General features: G+C 66.3%; 17 protein-coding genes. 11 read left to right on the top strand and 6 right to left on the bottom strand.

The window, feature by feature from the left end; translation table 11 throughout:
- Positions 1-422: 422 nt before the first annotated feature.
- The 4 genes from POL67_RS45445 to POL67_RS45430 all read left to right on the top strand — a co-directional run bounded on the left by POL67_RS45445 (position 423) and on the right by POL67_RS45430 (position 4,623).
- Positions 423-1,538, top strand: a complete 1,116-nt coding sequence (locus POL67_RS45445) for an alpha/beta hydrolase-fold protein (protein ID WP_271927677.1) — start codon at positions 423-425, stop codon at positions 1,536-1,538.
- A 384-nt stretch (positions 1,539-1,922) separates the two neighbouring features.
- A complete protein-coding gene (locus POL67_RS45440; protein ID WP_271927675.1) occupies positions 1,923-2,708 on the top strand; it encodes a hypothetical protein in 786 nt (261 codons plus the stop codon).
- Between the two features lie 718 nt (positions 2,709-3,426).
- Positions 3,427-3,759, top strand: a complete 333-nt coding sequence (locus POL67_RS45435; RefSeq protein ID WP_271927674.1) for a hypothetical protein — start codon at positions 3,427-3,429, stop codon at positions 3,757-3,759.
- A gap of 153 nt (positions 3,760-3,912) precedes the next feature.
- Positions 3,913-4,623, top strand: coding sequence for a tyrosine-type recombinase/integrase (locus POL67_RS45430; RefSeq protein WP_271927673.1), 711 nt, complete (start codon positions 3,913-3,915; stop codon positions 4,621-4,623).
- 47 nt (positions 4,624-4,670) lie between these two features.
- Here the strand turns inward: POL67_RS45430 and POL67_RS45425 are convergent, their stop codons facing one another.
- A complete protein-coding gene (locus tag POL67_RS45425) occupies positions 4,671-5,297 on the bottom strand; it encodes a hypothetical protein (protein ID WP_271927671.1) in 627 nt (208 codons plus the stop codon).
- A gap of 1,544 nt (positions 5,298-6,841) precedes the next feature.
- Between POL67_RS45425 and POL67_RS45420 the strand changes: the two genes are divergently transcribed.
- The 5 genes from POL67_RS45420 (at position 6,842) to POL67_RS45400 (ending at position 14,221) form a co-directional block, all read left to right on the top strand.
- Complete coding sequence (locus tag POL67_RS45420; RefSeq protein ID WP_271927669.1) at positions 6,842-8,281, top strand: RCC1 domain-containing protein; 1,440 nt, start codon at positions 6,842-6,844, stop codon at positions 8,279-8,281.
- A 230-nt stretch (positions 8,282-8,511) separates the two neighbouring features.
- Positions 8,512-8,886 (top strand): nuclear transport factor 2 family protein, encoded by a 375-nt coding sequence (locus tag POL67_RS45415; RefSeq protein WP_271927667.1) that lies wholly within the window; start codon positions 8,512-8,514, stop codon positions 8,884-8,886.
- Between the two features lie 192 nt (positions 8,887-9,078).
- Positions 9,079-11,607 (top strand): FG-GAP repeat domain-containing protein, encoded by a 2,529-nt coding sequence (locus POL67_RS45410; RefSeq protein ID WP_271927665.1) that lies wholly within the window; start codon positions 9,079-9,081, stop codon positions 11,605-11,607.
- A 503-nt stretch (positions 11,608-12,110) separates the two neighbouring features.
- On the top strand, positions 12,111-12,899 hold the full coding sequence (locus POL67_RS45405) for an AAA family ATPase (RefSeq protein ID WP_271927663.1): 789 nt from the start codon (positions 12,111-12,113) through the stop codon (positions 12,897-12,899).
- A 797-nt stretch (positions 12,900-13,696) separates the two neighbouring features.
- Positions 13,697-14,221, top strand: a complete 525-nt coding sequence (locus tag POL67_RS45400) for a hypothetical protein (RefSeq protein WP_271927661.1) — start codon at positions 13,697-13,699, stop codon at positions 14,219-14,221.
- Positions 14,222-14,240: 19 nt separating this feature from the next.
- Here POL67_RS45400 and POL67_RS45395 read toward each other — a convergent pair whose 3' ends face one another.
- Positions 14,241-15,293: a phosphotriesterase family protein gene (locus POL67_RS45395; RefSeq protein WP_271927660.1), complete on the bottom strand. Its 1,053-nt coding sequence runs from the start codon at positions 15,291-15,293 to the stop codon at positions 14,241-14,243.
- 277 nt (positions 15,294-15,570) lie between these two features.
- On the opposite strand from POL67_RS45395, the gene POL67_RS45390 reads away from it, so the two are divergent.
- On the top strand, positions 15,571-17,517 hold the full coding sequence (locus POL67_RS45390; protein WP_271927659.1) for a CocE/NonD family hydrolase: 1,947 nt from the start codon (positions 15,571-15,573) through the stop codon (positions 17,515-17,517).
- A 59-nt stretch (positions 17,518-17,576) separates the two neighbouring features.
- On the opposite strand, the gene POL67_RS45385 is transcribed toward POL67_RS45390, so the two are convergent.
- The 3 genes from POL67_RS45385 to POL67_RS45375 all read right to left on the bottom strand — a co-directional run bounded on the left by POL67_RS45385 (position 17,577) and on the right by POL67_RS45375 (position 20,415).
- The gene (locus POL67_RS45385) at positions 17,577-18,431 is read right to left on the bottom strand and encodes a hypothetical protein (protein WP_271927658.1); all 855 of its coding nucleotides are present in this window, start codon (positions 18,429-18,431) and stop codon (positions 17,577-17,579) included.
- Positions 18,432-18,672: 241 nt separating this feature from the next.
- Complete coding sequence (locus tag POL67_RS45380) at positions 18,673-19,059, bottom strand: hypothetical protein (protein WP_271927657.1); 387 nt, start codon at positions 19,057-19,059, stop codon at positions 18,673-18,675.
- A gap of 396 nt (positions 19,060-19,455) precedes the next feature.
- A complete protein-coding gene (locus POL67_RS45375; protein WP_271927656.1) occupies positions 19,456-20,415 on the bottom strand; it encodes a LysR family transcriptional regulator in 960 nt (319 codons plus the stop codon).
- An 87-nt stretch (positions 20,416-20,502) separates the two neighbouring features.
- Here POL67_RS45375 and POL67_RS45370 point away from each other — a divergent pair, with 87 nt between their 5' ends.
- The gene (locus POL67_RS45370; RefSeq protein ID WP_271927655.1) at positions 20,503-21,708 is read left to right on the top strand and encodes an FAD-dependent monooxygenase; all 1,206 of its coding nucleotides are present in this window, start codon (positions 20,503-20,505) and stop codon (positions 21,706-21,708) included.
- A gap of 38 nt (positions 21,709-21,746) precedes the next feature.
- Here POL67_RS45370 and POL67_RS45365 read toward each other — a convergent pair whose 3' ends face one another.
- Positions 21,747-22,346, bottom strand: coding sequence for a cadmium resistance transporter (locus POL67_RS45365; protein ID WP_271927654.1), 600 nt, complete (start codon positions 22,344-22,346; stop codon positions 21,747-21,749).
- Positions 22,347-22,387 lie beyond the last annotated feature (41 nt).

The following is a 22,387-nucleotide window of genomic DNA, read 5'->3' as shown; positions in this document are numbered from 1 at the left end:
CCTCCCTGCACGACCGGAAGCGATACGCGCATCGGTTTGGGTCCTCCCGCCACGACCGGAAGCGATGTGCGCAACATCTCCCCGCCTTCATGCACGGTTCCGTCGTGAGGATGCGAACCCGGCGTCCGTTCCGCAGCGCTTCGACGAAGGAGGTTGCGCGGGGGAAGGGGTCGGAAGGGGGTGGGGGTTCCGGTGGAGTGTGTGACGGTCCTTGCATGGGTCTCCTCGCGCAGGTGCTGCGCTGGGGCAGCGACCCGGGGCGGGAGGAGTTTGTGGCGCGGAATGAGCGGGGGAGGGCGTGGGGGCAGTACGGAATTGTGCAGGCGTTCGAGAGGGTGCGGCGAAAAGTTCGCCAGGTCGAGCGCCAGCGGTAGATGTCTTCACCGAGGTCCGACATGCGACGGAAATCACCGAGAGTAGACGTGGAAGAAACTCTCAATAACCTGCGCGAGTGGGGGCTGCGCGAGCGCGCGATTCTGGGAATCGCGCTGGTGGGTTCTCATGCCCGCGGCATGGCGCGACCGGAGTCCGACGTCGACCTGGTCATCCTGCTGGACGATCCACTGGCGCTCGCAGGCGACGCCGAGTGGATGACCCGGTTTGGAAGTGTCCGGCGTGTGAGCGACGAAGACTGGGGTCCGGTCAAAGCGAAGCGCGTCCACTACGCCGACGGCAAGGAGGTGGAGTTCGGTTTCGCCTCGCCCGCGTGGGCCGCGACAGAACCATGCGATGCCGGCACGCTGGGCGTGGTCAAGAGTGGCATCCGTGTCGTGTACGATCCCAAGGGTCTGTTCCGCAACCTGGCCATCGCGGCACGACCCGACCGGCCCGAGCGCCACGTTCTCCGAAGCACCTGCGGCCGATACGAGAGGCGGATCTGGTTCGTGCCCGGGATCGAAGACGGGCGGCACGAACTCGCGGTCTTCCTCGACGGTGAGTTCTACCTTCACGACATGGACTGCCTGCCCGTGATTCGCGAGTGCATGACGGCCGGAGGCGTTCTCTCGATGTCCTGCGTCTTCGTGTCGTTTCAGGACTCCGCGTCCAGGCACAAGGACTATACATGCAATGCGGATTACTCCAGATTCATCGCCGAAGACGTCGTGGCGTGGGCGAGGAAGCATGACGAGCGCATTACCAGCCCGGATCATCTGATTTGCGGCGTCAGCCTCAGTGGGCTCGCGGCCGCGTACACCGTGATGCAGCATCCGCACGCCTTCTCGTCCGCTCTCTGTCAATCCGGTTCGTTCTGGTGGCTCGCGGACAACGCGATATTGTTTCCCTCGACAAGCGCGAGGTTCTGGTTGAGCGTCGGCACGCAGGAGATCGAAACGCGGGTCCCTCATCCGCCAACGGGCCTCTTCCAGCGCGTCTCGCAGATCGAGGGCGTGGAAGCGGCGGCTCGGTCGTTCGAGTCACGAGGCGGCACGGTGCACTACAACCTGTATTCCGGTGGTCACGCTTTTTCCTCTTGGCGGGAAGAACTCGCGCCGGCGCTGCGCTGGCTCGTCGGCAGCGCAGGATCGTCGAGGTGTTGAGCGCTCATTCAGGCGGGTGACGCGCGGAACGAGCCCCTGACGGAGTAGGGACCGCGGTCGTCCGCGGCCGGCGCGTTCCCGGCGGGACCGGCCGGCGAGAGAGGCACGTCGCGGCGCGGCATCTGCGGCCGGGGCGAGGTGGAAGAGGTTGTCCACGGCCGGGGGTCGTCGCCATCGCTGGGCCCGCGATAGGGGCAGGTTCGACGCCGAATGTGCGAGTGCCGGGGATGAACCGTGTGTTCGAAGTTGGCTGCTTCGAGCGACCGCCCAGCATCCTCCAGCCGCCATGCACGTTTTTGTCGTGATTATGCGAACGCGGCGTCCGTCCCACCCTCCGCTACAACATCCATGTCCCCCGGGTTTTGCCCGGGAGGAGGAATCCACATGTCTCGTTCGTTCTCACCGACCCAGCTCGTCGCGTTGCCTCGCATGACGGCCGTCTCCACCGCTCGCCTCCTCGCCGAGCTTCTCGAGACGGCCTCCCGTGAGCCGGGACTTCCCATCTCCATCGCCGCCGATCGCAATACACTCGCCGCCACGCACGAGACCCTCCAGGTGGAGCTCGGCAAGCGCGTCTTCGCGGAGGGCGAGGCGCCTCCGGTGGTCGCCGTCGCCGATCGCGTCGAGGACAATGCGTTCAGCGCGCTCTCGTCCTGGCTTCTCTCCATCAAGCGATTGCCCGTCGAGCGGTACCCCGCGGCCGCGGACGCCGCGAGGGTGCACGATGCGCTTTTCGGCCAGGGCCTCGGCTTCCTGCGGCTGCGCGCCGCCGACGAGTGGCAGGAGGCCGAGACACGGATGCGAATCCTCATGGAAAAAGGGTTCGACGTCGTGATCGCGAATCTCGGAGGCAAGCCCTTCCTGGACGAGCTCATCTTCGCGCATACGGCGTATGGGGAGGCGCTCGGGATCACGAAGGCCCGGCCCGCGGCCGATCCGCACAGCTTGGGCAAGGCACAGGGCGAGGCGCTCGATGCGCTGCGGAGCTACGTGCTGCGCGTCGTGGCGCACGTGCGGGAGAACGAGCCCGCGACGGCGGCGCTCACGGAGAGGTTGCTCGCGCCGCTCGCGGCGTGGAAGGGTCGGCGGTCGAAGAATCGGCGAAGCGTTGCGGCGAAGGAGGCTGCACGGGGGAAGGCGCCGGATGAGGTGGTTGTCGCGGGCGAGTGAACGAGGGTCCTTGCATGGGTCTCATCGTGCAGGCGCTGGGTTGGGGTAGCGCCTCAGCGCAATGGCCGGCGATGAGACCCATGTGCAGGCCGTGAGCAAGGCGGGGGGCCGTGGAGGGCGGCCGGGCGGGAGTCATTTCGCGCCCGGCCCTTCATTGGTTCTCCCCCGAGTTCTTTCGCGAGCACGCGCTGGGGGAACGCTATCGACCTTGCGGGCTTTGATTTCGGCCCGCTGCCGAAAGGGCAAAGCCTGCCGGAGGGCATCCTGGCCCGCTTCAAGAACGGCTTCGAGGTTCGCGTGCTCTCGCACGGGGGGCCGGTGCGTGTCGTGCGGAGGATGGCGGGGCATAAGAATTGGGCGACGACGCCGCGGTAGGTGCATCCTCTGAAGGAGGATTTGGAGGAGGCGGGGAGGAGGTTGAGGGGGAGAAGCGCCTCGCCTGCTACGCTCAAGCTAACTTGAGGCCCATGGAGCGTCTTCCCGCGGAGCACGAGCCCACCCGCGGGGCGACCGCCCGCGGGGCGGTGAGGCGGACGTAAGCCGGAAAGGTGGACGTGCACCCAGTCGAACGAGTATGCTGGCCATCATGAGACTGATAACGTCCGCAATTCTCGCCCTCTCGCTAGCTGCCTGTTCGAAGCCGGACGCCGCGCCGACGCCGACAACCACCTCGGCAGCCCCCGCCACGCCTGCTCCGTCTCCCGCAGCGGCTGCGCCCTTGAAGAAGGTCACAGCGAAGGAGGCGGCCGACAAACTCACCGCCGAGGGCATTCTTGCAAATTGCAAAGAGGTCGTCCCGGGCGGCCTCTCGGCGAGAGCCAGCGAGCGCTGGGATTGCGAGTTGCCGAGCGTGCCCGGTAAAGGCGCAGCGGTCCTCGGATTCGACACGGACGAGGCGTACACGGCGACCGTCAAGGCGTACGACGATGCGGCGGTGCTCGTGGGTGCGCACCGGTACGGGAATGCAGGCCCGCGCGTGTTCGTTCAATTGAACTCGGAAGCGCCGCTCGACGTCGGAAAGAAGACGAAGGCACTCGTCGCCGCGCTGTAGTTCCCGTCCCCCACAACATCCGCCCCGCCCCCGCGCGCCTTCGCTCACGGCATGCCAGCCTGCGTGGGACGCAGAGGGAATCACCTATGCTTCGCCAGCGACCTGGAGCTGTCGGAGCGGGGGCTCGCGCGGGCGACGCGGAACAATGTGCAGGTGGTGATCCGGTCGGTGCTGCGATTCGCGGTGGCGCGGAAGTACCTGCGCGCGATGCCCGAGGGGATGCCGCGGCTCAAGGCGATGGGGCAGAGCATTCTGGAGATTCCATCGGACGAGGAGGTCGAGCGGATCCTCGCGGCCGCGAGCGAGCGGCATCGGGTGAGCTTCACGTTGATGGCGTATGCGGGGCTAAGGCCGAACGAGGTGCGGGCGCTACGGTGGCGGGATGTGCGGCTGCGGCGGGATGGGGAGGTCGTGGGCGGGTTCGTGAGTGTGCGGGAGGGGCGGTCGCACGGGGAAACGCACACGCCGAAGACAGGGCAGCGGGAGGTGCCGGTGGCGCCGGAGCTGGGGAGGTTGCTGGCGAGGATCGAGGGGGCCGGGGGGGCGGGGCGGGAGGAGCATGTGGCGCTGAATGAGCGGGGGAGGGCGGGGGGGCAGTGCGGGATCGTGCAGGCGTTTGAGAGGGTGCGGTGGAAGGTCGGGGTCGGGGGGTGGTCGGTGTATTGTTTGCGGCACTACGCGATCACGATGTGGTTGCGGGTGGGCGTGCCGGTGCATGTCGTGCAGAGGATGGCGGGGCATAAGCACCTCGCGACGACGCAGCGGTATGTGCATCATCTGAAGGAGGACCTTGGGGAGGCGGGGAGGAGGTTGGCGAGGGGGAAGCGCTTGGCGCGCGTAAACGGTTTGTCAGGTGCACGCTGACAAACTTTGGCGCCGCGGATCGGGTACAGTCTTGGGCGTCGTCTTCTTCATTGGTCCACGATCAGGGGTAGGCCCAGGCGCGCCGCGTCCTGGAGCGCTGCGCGGAGCGTCTCGACAGCGCTCGCCGCCCTTGCCGACCACGGCCTGCTCGACAGCTCCTGAAGCGCCCGCGGGGTCGAACCCACGCGCCGCTCGAAGGGCGAGCTCATCTCAATCGGCGTGGCGAGGTCGCACGGAACCAGGAGCGTCATGCCAAGGTGCACCACCGCCGAGGGCGCGGTGCCGAAGAGGCCGAAGGGGCCGCGTTTCCGAGGTCGCGCCGCCTCCTCCAGCAGGGCCTCGTACGACCCCGGGTCGACGCGGTGAAAAGCGGGCTCCGCAGCGGAGCGCTCGTCCCACGAGGCGTCTCCGATTGCGGGGAGGGCGCGCAGGTCGCCGAGCAGCATTTCCAAAATGGCCTCGCGCCGGGCAGGTGCGTCCGGACCGCCGAAGGGTGTGTCCTTCGGTATCTGCAGCATGCCGTGAGGGCCGAGCAGCGAGTAAGGCAAGCCCGCATCCCACGCGGTCCGCATCGCGGGCGAGATAAAGTCACCAGCGATGTAGCGGCTGAGGGGCATTACCATGAAGTCGATGGCCATCTCCAGCCTCTTCGGCGGACCGGACCGATTTGTCAAGCGCATTCTCCACCGGCTTACCGTGTGATCCGGTCGGTGCTGCGATTCGCGGTGGCACGGAAGTTCCTGCGCGCGATGCCCGAGGGGATGTCGCGGCTCAAGGCGGTGGGCAGAGCATTCTAGAGATTCCATCGGACGAGGAGGTCGAGCGGATCCTCGCGGCCGCGAGCGAGCGGCATCGGGTGAGCTTCGCGTTGATGGCGTACGCGGGGTTGCGGCCTGCGGGTGCTACGGTGGCGGGATGTGCGGTTGCGGCGGGATGGGGAGGTCGTGGGCGGGTTCGTGAGCGTGCGGGAGGGGCGGTCGCACGGGGAGACGCACACGCCGAAGACGGGGCAGCGGGAGGTGCCGGTGGCGCCGGAGTTGGGGAGGGTGCTGGCGGGGATCGAGGGGGTGGGGGTGCGGGGCGGGAGGAGTTTGTGGCGCTGAATGAGCGGGGGAGGGCGGGGGGTCGGTACGGGATTGTGCAGGCGTTCGAGAGGGAGCGGTGGAGGGTGGGGGGTGGTCGGTGTATTGCTTGCGGCACTACGCGAACACGATGTGGTTGCGGGTGGGCAAGCGGAACCTGCTTGTGTACTGCGGAGCTGGGATCTGCTACGATCGGCCGTACGGATGGTTCGCACAGGCCTGCTCATCGCGCTCCTCTTGGTTTCCTCCTGTGCCAAGTCGGCATGGACCGCGGACGAGGTCGTTGGCGAGCTTCGCGCCTACGGCCTGCCGACGCGCGGCGCGCGGCGCGCGGGCGCCTGGCCCAGGCGACTGCCCCGTGGGAGGCGCGCATTCTCGCAACGTGCGCCGCTTCGACGGTGACACTGCCAGCGCTGCGGGATGGGCGTGCATCCGCCAGTTCGACGATGCGGCGACGGCGTCGGAGGCGCACACGGAACTCCGTGGTAGCAAGGGTGTAGGCAGCGCTTCGCAGCGAGACAATATCGTGTTGCTGCTGAGCGCCGACTTTGATGGCGCTTCCGCGGCCGCGTACGGGAAGGCGCTCCAGAGGATGTGGGGCGGCGAATGAGCGCTTGAGACGAGCGAGGATCCCGGCGGCCCGGCTGAGGACTTGGCCGTGTCGCCGACGGCCGGCGATGAGACCCATGCGCAGGCGTGCGGGAGTCGGGGGGTCGTGCGGCGGGTGATGCGTCATCGGATCACCAATAATATCCAGTCTGCCAGTCCCAGCCGTGGTCGATGTAGCCGAGGTTGTCGGTGAACCTCCAGCCGACGATCGCGCCGTTGACGTCCCTCGTCCAATGGAAGGTGTGGACCGAGGCGGCGCCGGGGGCGGGCGAGGCGGGATAGAGATCGTCGTTGTCGTAGGCGATCGTGACCGCGCTTGACCGCGTAAATCCGCGGGCTCGACATGGGGCATGCGCAGCGCCACCGACCCTGGCGAGCAGGGAGCGCCGCGCTCGTGCTCGTCTGCCTCGTGCATCGAGCGGCGCTCGACGTCAGCCGCTCTCGACGGGCGGCTTGCTCTACGATAATATGTCCTCCCCCAGTCATAATATCTTCCGCAACGCCAGTCGCGTGAAAGGACAACCAGGATGAAATCGGTAATGAATTTCAGTGCAAGTGCATATGTCGCCATTTTTGTATTTCTCGTGGCCGCGTGCGGCCCCTCAGAATCAGAGGTCAGCAGCGGTCAAGGCGGCCAAGGCGGCCAAGGCGGCCAAGGCGGCCAAGGCGGCCAAGGCGGTCAAGGCGGACCTTGTACGCCCAATATGGCCGTGGATTGCTATTCGGGGCCATCGGGAACCGTGGATATTGGGATCTGTAAAGCAGGAAAGATGGTTTGCAAGCCGGACGGTTCGGGGTACGAGCCTTGCACTGGTGACGTCAAGCCGAGGGAGGAGTCCTGCACTCAACCTGGAACGCAGGCCGAGGATGAGGATTGCGACGGCAACGTCGACGAAGTCGGTGCAGTTTGTAAGTTTGTGGCCATTGCTGCCGGAACGTTCCATTCATTAGCGCTGCGTAAGGATGGCACCGTCTGGGCATGGGGACGTAATAGTTTTGGCCAGCTCGGAGACGGAACGCTTGCCTCCAAGAGCGCCCCTACCGCTGTTGTGGATCTTGCCGGAGCCACGTCCATTGCTGCAGGGGCGGGCTATTCGCTCGCATTGCTTGCAGATGGATCGGTTCGAGCATGGGGTAATAATAATGGTGGTCAACTCGGCAACGGCACAATGGTAAGCGAAGCGTTGCCGTTTAAAATCGTGAGCTTGAGCGCAATTGAGAGTATTGCAGCCGGAGGGGACCACAGTCTTGCTGTTGGCAATAGTGGAACTGTCTGGTCCTGGGGTCAGAACGCTGTCGGCCAGCTCGGTGATGGAACCACCGTGGAACGATTGCTGCCTGGGCTGATTCCAGGTCTCAATAATGCCAAGCTCGTCGGTGCTGGTGGCGAGTATTCTGTGGTTGTCCGAGCAGATGGAACCGTCTGGTCATGGGGAAGAAACGACAAGGGGCAGCTTGGTGATGGCACGAAAATCAACCGTTTGAGTCCTGTCCAGGCCGATGACGTGCAAGGCGCCAAAGCCGTAGCAGCGGGACAGGATTTCGTTCTTGCTCTTCTTAACGATGGAACTCTCCGCGCGTGGGGCTGGAATGGCAACGGGCGACTGGGAGATGGCACAACCGCGGACCGAACAACCGCAGTGCCGGTGCTGGATTTTAGCAGTGGCAGTGCCACGGCAATCGCTGCTGGTGCGGCTCATTCTGCTGCATGTCGTGCTGACGGTTCGGTCGCCACTTGGGGGTTCAATAGTCACGGGCAACTGGGCGACGGAACGGTGGCGGATTCACTTGCACCAAAGACGATGGGGGGGATCGGTGATGTCGTGGACGTGGCCGCGGGCTCCTACCATACGCTTGCACTCACCAACGACGGCACGATATGGGCGTGGGGACGTAATCAGGATGGAGAGCTCGGCGATGGAACGACGACAGACCGGCCTATGCCTGTAAAGGTCGTTCTGCCCTGAATTGAACGCGATTGGTAACGTTCAGGCCTTTTCCCATGGTGGGGTCGAACTCGGCGCTGCAGACGTTATCGAACGTGCCGGGCGTGCCGGGCTTGGGCTCCTCGCAGCCGAGACCGAGGGGCGCGAGCGAGCAAACGTCGCTGGCGCGGAAGGGGTCGCCCGCGTTTGGCGTTCCCGAGTGCCGCCGCGCTCGCCATGGGTGCGCGTGTGCCTCCAGGGGACACAGCGACATGAACCCCCGATGCGCTCTCGTTCTCTTCGCCCTTCCGCTCCTCGTGACCTCATGTCAATCGCAAGCTCTCGTCGTCCCTCCGAGGAGCATCGGAGAGGAGTTCCTGACCGAGTTATGGGTTTACAATCCGCCCCAGGACCTGAGCGGCATCGACAACGACGGCACCGATGTCGTGGGACGTGATGCCTTCAAGGCCTGGGCAAAGTCCTTCAGCAGCAAGAACGGCGACATGCGCCTGACGAGCCTCGACATGTTCAGCAGCGCGGATGGCAAGCGGGTCGTGTCGCGCTGGAAGGTCACCGGGCGCAATCTCGGCGTGCTCGGTACGCATGCCGATAACCGGCCCATCGAGTTCACCGCATCGCGCGCCTGAAGCAGCCTGCAGAGTGAGCGCCGGTGCGGGACAGGCCCTGCTGCAGCGAGCCGGCGTACGCTGCGCTCGGCGCAGCGGGGCCCGGTGCAAGGCCCTGGCTCACTTCCACGTCGACGGGATCACGTGTATAGGAAAAGGACGCGAGCGTGGGGCGCTCCCGTATCCGTTACCCGAGTCCTTCCTGAGAGGAAAATGAAGACGCATTTCACCTATCTAGCGTTCATTCTCGGCCTGCTCGCCATTCCTATCGGATGCGACTCCGGTGGCGGCAGCGGCAGCGGCGGCGACGGCGGCAGCGGCAGCGGAAGTGGCGGCGACGGCGGAAGTGGCGGCTCTCCTTGTATGCCGGTGGATGACGGGAATCCATGTACCAACGACGTGTGCGAAAACGAGGTCCCCGCCCACCTCCCCACGCCGGTCGGCAGCGCGTGTTCGGTCGGAGGGACGTGGTGCGACGGCATGGGCGCCTGCGTCGAGTGCCTCGCGCCGACGGATTGCCCCGGCTTCGACGACGTCTGCCAGCCGCGCACCTGCGAGGCCGGCGCCTGCACGGACGGCGACCCGCTCGTCTGCATCGACGGCGCGAGCTGCGTCGCGGGAGCGTGCGTCGCACCCTCCCCATGCACCGGGACGCTGGGATTGCCCACGCAGCCCATCCTGGAGGTGGCGCTCGGGACGAGCTCCTCCTCGATCGTGACGGCGGACCTGAATGGCGACGGAAACACCGATCTCGCCATCACGAATGTCAACGGCAGCGGCAGCACCGTGAGCGTGCTCCTCGGCGACGGCAGCGGGGGCTTCGCTCCGAAGGTCGATTTCCCGACGGTGCCCAATTCCAAGGGAATCACGGCGGCGGACTTGAACGGCGACGGCATGCCCGATCTGGCCGTGGTCGGCAACACCATGCACGTGCTGCTCAACAACGGCGACGGCACCTTCGCAGCGCAGGTCGAATACCCCGCGGGGTCGGCCCCCTGGTCGGTCGCGGCGGCAGACGTGAACGGTGACGGCAAACCCGACCTCGCCGTGGCGAACTACTCCAGCCACACCGTGAGCGTGTTCGTCAACAACGGCGACGGCACCTTCGCTCCGAAGGTCGATTTCCCCACGGGCAACGCCCCCTATTCGGTGGTCGCGGCGGACGTGAACGGCGACGGAAAGCCCGACCTCGCCGTGGCGAACTACTCCAGCCACACCGTGAGCGTGCTGCTTAATCTGGGCAACGGCTCCTTTGCGGCGAAGGTCGACCATCCCGCGGGCCAGAGGCCTCGGTCCATTGCGGCGACGGACGTGAACGGCGACGGAAAGCCCGACCTCGCCGTGGCGAACTACGACAGCGACACGGTGAGCGTGTTCGTCAACAACGGCGACGGCACCTTCGCGGCGAAGGTCGATTTCGCCACCGGCGAGGACCCCTTGGCGGTCGCGGCGGCAGACGTGAATGGTGACGGAAAGCCCGACCTCGCCGTGACCAGCTCCAGTTCGGACACGGTGAGCGTGCTGCTCAACAACGGCAGCGGTACCTTCGCGCCGAAGGTCGACATCTCCTCCGGGGGCGGCGGCGGTCCGATCGTGGCGGCGGACGTGAACGGCGACAGCCAGCCCGACCTCGCCCTCCTGCGCGCGACGAGGGGGCTGACCGTGCTGTTCAACCGAGGTGGCGGCAGCTTCGAAGCGAAGGTCGACCATCCCACGGGACCGCAGCCCCTCACCGTCGTGTCGGCGGACGTGAACGGCGACGGGAGGCCCGACCTGGCCGTGGTGAACGCGGGCGACATGTTACCGGGCTCCGTGAGCGTGTTCGTCAACAACGGCGACGGCACCTTCGCCACGAAGGTCGATTACGGTCCGATATACTATCCCTTTTCGGCCGTCCTGGCGGACCTGAATGGCGATGGCCGACCCGACCTCGCCGTCACGAACAGCGACGACGACTTGGTGAGCGTGCACTTCAACAACGGCGACGGCACCTTCGCAGACGCGGTAGACTACCCCACGGGTCAAAGTCCCCTGGGCGTCGTCGCGGCGGACGTGAACGGTGACGGAAAGACCGATCTCGTCGTGGCGAACGACATCTCGCTCACGGTGAGCGTGCTGCTCAATGACGGCGACGGCACCTTCGGCCCGAAGGTCGACCACCCCACGGGCATTCGACCCCGATCGATCGTGGCGGCGGACCTGAACGGTGATGGCAAGCCCGACCTCGCCTTCATGAATGCCATGTTCACCGGCGCTGTGGGCGTGCTCCTCAACGATGGCAGCGGGGGCTTCGCCCCGAAGGTCGACTACCCCACGGGCCGGTTCCCCGCTTCGGTGACCGCGGCGGACGTGAACGGCGATGGAATGCCCGACCTCATGGCGGCAAACGAGGAGGACGGCTTGTCCCCGAGCACCGTGAGCGTGCTCTTCAATGACGGTGACGGCACGTTCGCCCCGAAGGTCGATTACGCCACGGGCGACCAACCCAAGTGGATCACGGCGGCGGACATGAACAACGACGGCAAGCTCGACCTCGCCACCACGGGCTACGGGTCCAACACGGTGAACGTGCACGTCAACAACGGCGATGGCACCTTCGCGCCGAAGCTCGCCTATCCGACGGGCGCGAGGCCCTTTTCGGTCGCCGCGGCGGACCTGAACGGCGACGGAAGGCCCGACCTCGCTGTGACGAACTCCGGCGGCTCGTCGGCGAGCATCCTGCTCAACACCTGCCTGCCGTAGAGCGCCGCTGCCGCTGCCGCCCCCCGCCTCGGCTGCCATGCGCCGTATGTCGTCCGCCGCGGTCAAGGCTCCAGAATCTCGAAAGCGTCGATGCGCCGGCGTTCGACCGGATCGACCACGTCATCGCCACCCTCGGCCGCCTCATCTACCGCCGCGCGTCCTGAACCAGCAGAGCGGGCCATCCTCCCCGTGCGGCCCGCCCGTTCCACGTGAATCACGGCCCACCCGACGTTCTCGCTTCCGCCCTGCGATCCATGAGGGATTGAGCTCGTGCGCCAGGTATCCTCCCTCCAAGCGAGGAGATGAGCTCATGCGCAGAGCAGGCGGGAGGGGGCGGCGGCTTGCAGGGGTGGCGTTTCTCGCTACGTGCATGGCCGCATGCATGATGCCGATGGGATGCGGGGCGAGCGACGAGTACCCTGCCGTGCCGGAGTACCGGGCAGACGGGGCGCTCCCTTTTCCGGATCCCGAGCCCGACAACATCGCGTGATCGGGCAACGACCATGACGTCAAAGAGAGCCGCAAAGGCGCCGTTCGCGGGCAAGATGTACCTTCAGGGCGTGTACGCCGTCGCCGAGCGCATCCCCGGCGAGGCCCGCTTCCCGTTCAACCTTCCCTTCGTTCGGGGGCTCGACGTGGGGCTCGATCAGCCGGTGACCTTCTTCGTGGGCGAGAACGGCTCCGGGAAGTCGACGCTGCTCGAAGCCATCGCGGACCTTTGTGGCCTCCACGTGGCCGGCGGAGGGAGCGTCGACACTTTGTACACCTCGCACGAGCAAGGCTCCGAGCTCGCCCGCGTGCTGCGTCCGCGCTTTCGTCATCGGCCCCGAGACGGCTTTTTCTTCCGCGCCGAGACGCTCGTGAACTTCGCGACGCTCCTCGAAGAGCGCCAGCGCGATCCGGATTTCATGGGAGATCCCTACATGCATTACGGCGGCAAGTCGCTCCACCTCCGGTCGCATGGCGAGGCGTTCCTCGACGTCTTCCAGCATCGCATCCACGACGGGCTCTTCCTCATCGATGAGCCAGAAGCGGCGCTGTCTCCCCAGCGGCAGCTCACGCTCCTTTATCTCTTGCGGGATCGCGTGGAGCGCGGCCGGGCGCAGTTCATCATCGCCACACACGCGCCCATCCTGCTCACCTTTCCGGGGGCTGTCATCCACGACTTCGACGACCCCGCATTGCCCGAGATCGCCTTGCAAGATACGAAGCATTACCAGATTACGCGAGGGATCCTGGAGCACCCCGAGCGGTACTGGAGATCCGACGGAAGCGACGACCCAGCAGGTTGAGCGCGGAAGGAAGATCCGCAGCCGCTATCGCTAGGCGGGAGCGGAAGTGGACAGTGAGGCCACAGCTTTGGGCGACGGGGGAGGGAGCGAGGGGACCTCTACCTTGGGCATAGCCTTGAAACTCCGTCTTTCGGGGTTTCGGAGGCAGACGCCGGTCGGTGATGCGTGCGCACCCGCCCGGCCTACCTGCCAGAGCGCCGGACGACAGCGCAGCGGCCTGCGTCGCAGCGGGCTCCATGGGCCGCGAGATCGACCTGCACGGGTGGGGGACCGATGCAGCTGAGGCAGATGACCGAACAACGCGCCCTCTCGGCCGCCTCCTTCTCAGCGAGGAAGGCCTTGGCCCGGGCGTGATGGAGCGCCACCGGAGTACGGCGCGCGACCTGGCCGCAGGGCGGGCCACAACCGTGGTCGATGCAGCTCGGGAGACCGAAGACGGCACAGTCCGCGTCCGAGGTGCAGGCGTCGGCCTCGCCTGCCGTGCTCACCGCGGGAGGAGGAAGGGCCCGAGCAGGAGGGGGGTCCGCCTGAGGGGGAGCACCAGGGGCCGCCGTCTGGCAGCCGAGCAGGAGCAGGGCGAGGAGAAGGGTACGCATGCGCCGAGAGTCGCACAAATCGGTGGCTTGCGGCACTCGGCCGGGATGCCGCCCACCACGAATCCCGCCGTCGAAATCGTCGCGAGCTGCCGCGCCCCACCGAGCTCAGCTTGCTCCTCCGGCACGCATCCTCTGTTCGGACATCGCTCCAACATCGAGGGGTTCGTCGCATCGTCCTCGATTTGGCCGAGGATCACCGCCATGCAATCATTCTCCTTGACCACGCCAAACATCGGGAGTATTCGCACGCCCCGAACACAGGAAAAAGAAAGGCATTACCTCATGATCAGCACGCGAACGCCCCTTGCCCTTGTCGCCATTGTGTTTTTCGGACTGTTTGGCGCGGGTTGCGATAACAAGCCCGCGGCGGAGGGCGCCAAGCCCGGAGAGGCCAAGCCGGAAGGCAAGGCCGAGCAGAAGGCCGAAAAGAAAGCAGAGCCCGCAAGCGCCAAGGTCGCCTCCTGCAACGTCATCAAGGCCGAAAGCATTTGCCGGCAGTTCGGCGATGCGAACATCTCGGCGGCAGGCGAGGACTTCCTCAAGAACATGTGCACCGGCGAATTCAAGATGGCGGCGTGTCCGGCAGACAAGCGCGTCGGATCCTGTGCGACCCCGGAGGGAACGAAGATCTACTACAACGACGGCCCGCTCCCCATGGCGGCGGATGCAGCGGCCAAGGCGTGCAAAGAGGGTGTGCCCGCAGGGGAATGGAAAGCGGGACAGTGAGCAGGGCAAACAATCCGCCCTAGATTGGTTTCGTGAAGGGCAGCAAGCGGCGGGGGTTGTCGATGAGCAGCTTGCGCAGCTCGGCGTCGGTCAAGCCCACCTTGCGGAAGCGCGGCACGACCCGCTTGAGGATGTGACCATAGCCCCAGCCGCCGCGGCCCTCTAGCATCATCTTCATGCAGATGTCCTGGGCGACCAGCACGTGGTCGCCGTGGCCCGCGTCGAAGAGGTGCTTGACCGCCCGGATCCGCGTGTCGTCCTGCGGCATTTGCATGTCGATGCGCGTCCAGTAGGACTCCATGCCGAACACGTCGTATTCAATGGTGACGCCGCGCCGGATCAGGCTGGTCTGATATTCGAGATCCTCCTCGCTCCCGTCCATGTGACTGAAGACCGTGCGGCTCAGATCGCCTCCCGCGGCCTCGATGGCGTCCGCGATGGCGTGCCCCTGGCGCTTGAGGACCATGTAGATCTGGTGGATGTTCAGCATGGCGCCCGTGGCGCGCTGGGCGCGGGCGGCGGCGCGCACGACCTTCATTTCGTTGGGGGTCATCGCGTCGACCCCGATTTCGCCGATGTGACCACACTTGATGCCCGTGCCGTCGACCCCCTCGTTCACCTCGCGCACGATCTGCTCGTAGATTTCGCCCTCGCTCAACACATCCATGTCGGCCGGGTGGGAGACCGCGGCGTAGTAACCTGCGCCCATCGTGACATGCAGCCCAGTGGTCTCGGCGATGCGCGCGAGCGCCCGCGGATCGCGGCCGATCCCGAGGGTGGTTGTGTCGACGACCGTTCCTCCGCCGGCCTTTTTGAACTCGAGGATCTCCGCGATGGCCTCCTGCTCGTCGAGCAGCATGACGTTGTCGCGGTTGCCCCCGGGATCCGAGAGGATATCCATGCGCCGCTCGATTGCATAAGGCAGCTCGCCGAGCGAGGGATCGCCCTCGGGCGGCAAGTAACGGCAGCGCATGTCGATGAGCAAGTGCTCGTGCATCAGGGTCGTCCCCATCTGCTCCGGCTCGATCAACCCCAGAACCGTCTGCACCTTGCCCACGCGTTCGTTCTGCAATCGACACCTCCTTCGAGCGGCCAGTATCGCCTGGGTTGCCTTCGATATCAGACCCGTTGCGCGACTGCGCTCATCCCGCGAGGATACACGCGCTGGACGGCGCTCATCCAGGATTTGGAGGAGGCGGGGAGGAGGATCGCGAGGGGTAGAAAGGCGAAGGGTTCGGCAGGCCGTTGAACCACCCCCGGCTGATCCAGATCGGCCACGCGCCGGTCAAGCGCCCAGCCGATCCGCGACGAGGGCGCGGTGGATGCCTGTGACATGCTACGCTCCGCCCGTGCGCCAAGCGGCCCCCCTCCTCGCCCCGCTCCTCGCGCTCGCGTGCGCGAGCGCCAATCCGACCTCCAGCGCGAAGCCCGCGGAAAACTCCCCCACGCCCGCCCGGGCCGACAAACCCGCGCCCGAGCCTGCGCCCAGGCCCCCCGCTTTCACGATGACGAAGGCGATGGTCCCCATGCGTGACGGGGTGAAGCTCGAGACGGTGATCTTCTCGCCCGTCGACGCGAAGAAGCCATTGCCCGTGCTCTTCCTGCGCTCGCCTTATGGCATCCCCGAGGACGCCTCTGTCCTGGAAAACCCCGGGGTAGACGCGCTCCGCGCGGACGGCTACATCATCGCGGCCCAGAACTGCCGCGGGCGCTTCGGCTCCGAGGGGACGTTCGTCATCAGCCCGCCGCCGCACGACCCGGCCGACCCGCGCGGCGTGGACGACGCCACCGACGCGCACGACTCCATCGAATGGTTCGTGAAGAACGTGCCCGGCAACAATGGCCGCGTGGGGATGATGGGCACCTCGTACGGCGCCTGGACGGCCACCATGGCCCTGCTCGAGCCGCACCCCGCATTGCGCGTGATCGTCGAGGAGGCCTCTCCCGCCGACGAGTTCACCGGCGACGACTTCCGCCACAACGGCGCATTCCGGCTGGCCTACGGCTTCGAGTACGTCGCCAGGATGGAGACGAGCAAGGAGGCGAACACGGTCTTCTCGTACGGCCGCTCCGATCTCTACGATTTTTTCCTCGACCTCGGGCCGCTCGCCAACGCCGACGCGCGCCATTTCCACGGCAAGATGCCGACCTGGAACGATTTCGTCGCGCACCCGAACCTGGACGCGTTCCTCGAGCGGCGCGCGATCGTGTCGCACCTGCGCAAGGCGACGATCCCCATCCTCAACGTCGCGGGCTGGTGGGATCAGGAGGATTTTTACGGGCCCTTCGGCATCTACGCGACGCTGGAGAAGAGCGACGCCGCGCGCAAGAACCACCTCGTCGTGGGCCCCTGGAACCACGGCGGATGGGGCAGCCCCGGGCGCAAGCTCGGACCCGTGGATTTCGGCAGCGACACCGGCGTGCATTACCGGGACAAAATCGTGGTCCCCTGGCTCGCCCACTGGCTCCACGACAAACCCACCGAGGACCAGCCCGAGGCGACGATCTTCGAGACCGGCACGAACCGCTGGCGCACCTTCGATCGCTGGCCGCCCGAGGCCGGCGTCACCAAGAAAAAGCTCTACCTGCGCGCGGGCCGGGCCTTGTCGTTCGAGCCGCCCACGGAGACGGGCCGGGGCGCCGTCGACAGCTACGTCTCCGATCCGCAGAACCCGGTGCCCTTTGTCTCTCGCCCGATCCAGCCGCTCTTGACGGGCAGCCAGTGGCAGACGTGGATGGTGCAGGACCAGCGCTTCGTCGATCACCGGCCCGATGTGCTGAGCTTCTCGACGGGCCCGCTCGACGCGGATCTCACGGTGGCCGGCGATATCGTCGCCGAGCTCTTCGCGTCGACGTCGGGCACGGACAGCGACTGGATCGTGAAGCTCATCGACGTCTACCCGGAGGGCGATCCGAAGCCCCCGCCCGAGGCGCAGGCGGACGGTGAAAAAAACGCCGAGCCGGCCGCCGACATGCGCGGCTATCAGCTCATGGTCGCGAGCAGGGTCCTGCGCGGGCGCTTCCGCGACAGCTTCGCCAAGCCCGCGCCCATCCCGCCCGGCAAGGTGCTGCGTTATGCCATCGACCTCGAGACCCGCGCCCACACGTTCCGCAAAGGGCACCGGATCATGGTGCAGGTGCAGAGCACCTGGTTCCCGGTCATCGATCGCAATCCGCAGCGCTACGTGGACAGCATCTTTGCGGCGAAGGAGTCCGATTACGTGGCCGCCACCCAGACGATCGCGCGCTCGCGCGAGGCGCCCTCGGCGATCGTCCTGCCGGTCCTGTCGCCGTGACGCTTCAGAGCCGGCGCGCCGCCCGGGGCTTGAACGCGCCCAAACGGACGACGACGCTGTCAGAACCCCCAGCGCACGCCGAAGCCTGCCTGCACGACCGCGGGAGTCATGCGGTAGTACCCCACTTCGTTGCCGGCCAGCGCGGTGAAATAGAGCTGATAGAGCCCCTGCGTGGCCGGCCGCAGCGCGACGCCCGTATCGAGCACGAGGCGCCGCTCGGTCGCCGCGAGCTCGTTGCTCACCAGCCACGCGCCGTGCAGCGCGACGAAGAAGCGGTAGGGATACCCTTTGACGAACGTGCCGTCGAATACCACGTCCATCGCGGTCTCGAACGTGACCGAGCCGCCCTTTCCGCCGTAGTTGCCGCACGTCACGGCGTTCGTGGTGCACGTGAGCACGTGCAACCGAGTGACCAGCGCCACCGTCAGCGCGTGGATCCCGAGCGCGACGGTGGAGTCGCCGCGCAGCGAGAGGCTATTCAGGTTCACGAAGCCCGGGTGCCCTTTGGACGAGTGGTCGCTCTCGTGCTCCACCGCGAACGCGCCCGCGAACGCTGCCCGGCGTGCGCCCAGCGCTACCTCACGACGGTAGATCGCTTCGATGGCAAGCCGGCCGCGCCAGTACTCCCACGGGACGGCCTGCGTCGGCGACGTGTTGTGCAGCTCGATGAGCGCCGGCAGCTGCAACAAGAACCCCGTGCCCGCGAGCGCACCCACGATGGGCATGCGCACCCCCACTGCGCCGCGCAGTGTGCTCCGCCAGCCCAGCGACACGACAGGGGCGTCGGGGCTTGCGGACAGCATCCGCGCGTCGGACTGCGCCTGCGCCGGGGAGGCCTGCGTCGATGCGGGGCGCACGACAGGCTGCGCCGAGGCCCGCGCCCCGCTCGACACGAACGCCAACAGGAATGCCACGCATCGCACGATGGAGGGGAAGCGAGGTCGGTTTGAAGAAACGCATTTGGGGGAAGCCCCACGGCTGGAGGTCGTCATTGTTGGGACTTCCATACGATCATGACCCGGTCTCGTGCAGCGTTTGGTTCCGTGATGCCTCTCCGCCGCCTCGGGCGAAGGGTTCGGCAGAGTGCTCGTCGGGTGAATGATGGGGCCCAGCGAGCCGGAACGGCTGGACGGCGCTCATCCGGGCGGTCCGTCGTCAGGACTTGTCCGGGATGGGGCGCGAGGCGTCCCGGAGCTTCCCCTGGACCTCCAGGTGTCGGAGGCCTTGGTCGACCTGCTCCGGGCTCAGGCCTGGCACCACGAAGAGGTGCGGGAGGAACAGGCCGGGAGGGTTTGAATCCAGCACCGCCCGCAATGCCTCCGGCGTGGCGACGTGGAGCGACCGGAAGGTGCCGTCCGAGAATTCCAGAACCACCTCCTCGATCAACGTCGGATCCACCTGCTGGCCGGGGACGTGATCGAACCTCCAGCGTACGAGCCGCGGAGGTTCCCGGTCGGAGAAGCAGTAGGAGGGGAACCACCGCACTCTGCCATTATCGCCGCGAACGCGGTACTGGCGCTTGTCCCGGTCAAAGTGCAGCACTTCGTATGATTTTCCGAAGGTGAGGGCGCCGTCGAACGTTCCCTGGCAGCAGCAGTATACGCTCGCTGGATCTGTATCAAAGGACCCCACTGGCGCAGACTCCCATCAAAGCACGCTCCGCCGCAAGCCACGCCTGCGCCTCGTGAGCACCCGATGCGGGACCCTCAGCGAGCGGCAGTCATTCCTTGCGATGGCGCTGTTTTGACGCGCCTCGAACCACTCCTTCTCCTGTCGCGAGGGCGCGGCCAGAGGCGTCCCACTCCCGGTGCTCGGGGCAGTTGTCTCGGGCTCGCGTGGCTTCGCAGTCTCGGGCATGCGTCGACCTCCGTAGGGGCAAAGCCGCCGCCCGCGCGCGGAGGGGGCACACGTTGTTTTCGCGGTTGCCCGCTGAGACGCTCAGCGCTTGCTGCGACGTTTTCGGTGGGTGGCCTTGGAGGAGCGCGTGCGGCCGGCAGCGCCTTGCAGGAGCGGGCGCACGTCGCGTGCGCTCTCGATCAACGCTCGCACCACGGGCGCGTCGACGTCCTCCGCGCGCCAGGTGACGAACTCACGCAGATGGATGTGGAGGTCTTCGACGGGTCGCCACAGCAACGAGGTCTGCGAAGCCGGTTCCCAGAACTTCTCCGAGAGGAAGGTGACCGCGTCGCCGATCACCACCAGCGCCAGGAGCGCCTCCAGGTCGAGCACCTCCGCCGTCACGTGCAGCGCCACGCCCTGTGCGCGCGCCGCCGTGATGATGTCCGCGTGGAGCCCTGGATAGAGCTGACGTGGCTGGAGCAGCACGCGCTCGCTCTCGAGGTCTCGAAGCCAGATCTTCTTGAGCCGTGCGAGTCGATGCTCCGGGGAGAGAAGCAGCCCGAGCCGGTCACGGGCCATTTCGAGGTGGGCAAGGGCGCCGTCCCTGGGCGCGTAGGCACCGTAGCCGAAGTCAATGGTCCCCTGCCGGAGCGCCGCCCACTGCTCGACGCTGCTCATGGGGACGAGCTGCAGGCCGACACGGGGCGTTCGCTTTCGGAACGCTGCGACGAGGGACAAGAACGCACCCATGAAGGTCGTTCCCGTCTCAAAGCCGATGACCACGGTGCCGAGCCTGCCTTCGGCGATTCCCTTGGCTTCGTCGACGGCCGTGTCGACGCTCGCGAGGATGCTCCTGGCTCGCTCCGCGAAGACCTTCCCTGCGGCCGTGAGCTTGATGCCACGCCCCTCGGGCGCGAAGAGCTCCACGCCCATCTCTTCCTCGAGGTCCTTCATCTGCCGGCTCAGCGGCGACTGTGAAACGTGGAGTCTGGTGGCGGCTCGGCGGAAGTTCTGCTCCTCGGCGATCGTCACGAAGTAGCGCAGGTGTCGGAGTTCCATGGGCTCGAGACCGTTCCTCTAGAGGCATCATAGCATTGCGATCAATGTCTTGGACGACTCGGTACGAGAACCATAACCTGCTCTCCCATGAACTCCACGACTCCGACGTGTACCGACACGCGGGTGCTGGTCTCCGGCGCCAGCATCTCCGGTCTCACCATCGCCTATTGGCTCGCTCGTTTCGGCTTCGCGGTCACGGTGGTCGAACGCGCTCCGCATCTGCGTCCGGGTGGCCATGCGCTCGATGTGCGCGGTCCGGCCCTGGAGGTCGCAGAGCGGATGGGCATCCTCCCCACGATTCGCGATCGGAGCACGAAGCTGACGGGCATCGCTGTGGTCGACTCGGCCGGTCAGGAGATCTTTCGGAGCACCGAGAGCACCTTGACGGGCGGCCGGCTCGACAGCCCCGATGTCGAGATCCTGCGGGACGACCTCTGTGACGTTCTCCACGAAGCCGTGGGCAGCCAAGTCGAGTACATCTTCGGCGACTCCATCGCGTCGCTGACCCAGGACGAATCGGGCGTCGACGTCACGTTCGTCACGGCCGCGCCTCGCCGCTTCGAGCTCGTGATTGGCGCCGACGGATTGTATTCGGGGGTGCGGCGGATTGCCTTCGGCCCCGACGAGCAGTTCCTGCGCGCTTTCGGTGACCTGTACGTCGCGACCTTCGGCATGCCGAACTTCCTCGGTCTCGAGCGCTGGCAAGTCATGTACCAGCAGCCTGACTCCGTCGGCGCGCTGGTCATGGGCCTGCGAAAGGATGTCAACGCGAGGACGTATCTCGGCTTCAGCGCTTCGAAGGGGATCGACTACGACTTCCGCGACATCGACGCGCAGAAACGGTTGCTGGCCGATCGCGTCGCCGGCGCGGGCTGGGTGATTCCGCAGATCGTGGAACACATGCTGCACGCGACCGACTTCCATTTCTACTCGTTGAGTCAGGTCCGCATGAACAGTTGGTCACGCGGGCGGGTCGTGTTGGTCGGCGATGCTGGCTACGCCGTCTCTCTGGGTACGGGTCAGGCCACCTCGGTCGCGATGGTCGGCGCCTACGTCCTGGCCGGTGAGCTCGCCACGCACAAGGATGATCTGGTTCTTGGGATAGCCGCGTACGAGCACGGCCTGCGCGCCTATGTGATTCGCAATCAGGACATTGCGCTGGAGCAGAACGCCAAGCCTGACGAACCGACGGACGAGGGGGAGACCGCCCCCCCAGGCGGCATTCCGGACTTCGGAGCGCTGACGCTGCCGTTCGCGCTCAAGAACTACCAGGATCCGGTGCGGCTTCCGTGAGCTCCACGAATCCCAATCCCCCGCGCCGCGCGAAGCGCTCAGGAAGGCACGACGAGCACAAGGGCACTGGACAAGATCCATAGGCCCAGTCCGATGAGAACGAACGGTAGGGCGATGCGGCCGTAGCGCGCGATTTGTGTTCCGAGGATCGGATTGTTGACGAGGTAGTACCCAGCCGCGCACCAGACAGCGGTCATGACGGCGAACACCACGACATAAGCAGGGACGAGCCGCGGCTCTCTGGAAAACAGCGGAATATAGACGCCGAGGTTGTCTCCTCCGTTCGCTATCGTGATGCTCGCCACTTCGAACACGCGCGACCCGGGGTTGACGGGGCGCGTCTCGTCCGATTCGTCCTTCTTTGCAGACCCGCGAAGCCTCCACAAACCGCGCACGCCGAGCACGAGCGGAGCGATGCCAAGCAGCCCGATCCAACCAGGCGGGATAGCGATCGCGAGCAGCGCGCATAGCACACTCGCTCCGACCAACGCCGCAATCCCGAGAAACTGACCGGCGATGACCTGGCGCGGGGTGTACCTCGGATCGGAGAAGAAGGCCGAAAGCAGCAAGATGTCGTCGACGTTCGTGGAGGCAAACACGACAACGCCGATTCCCAAAGTAGCGATGATCTGCGCCATGGCGATGGGGGCTCTTCGATGCCTACGCGTCAAAAATCAAA

The organism is Polyangium mundeleinium (assembly GCF_028369105.1).
GTDB classification, from domain to species: Bacteria; Myxococcota_A; Polyangia; order Polyangiales; family Polyangiaceae; genus Polyangium; species Polyangium mundeleinium.
The sequence above is the reverse complement of the archived record's forward strand: the minus strand, read 5'-3'. Positions and strand labels throughout refer to the sequence as shown.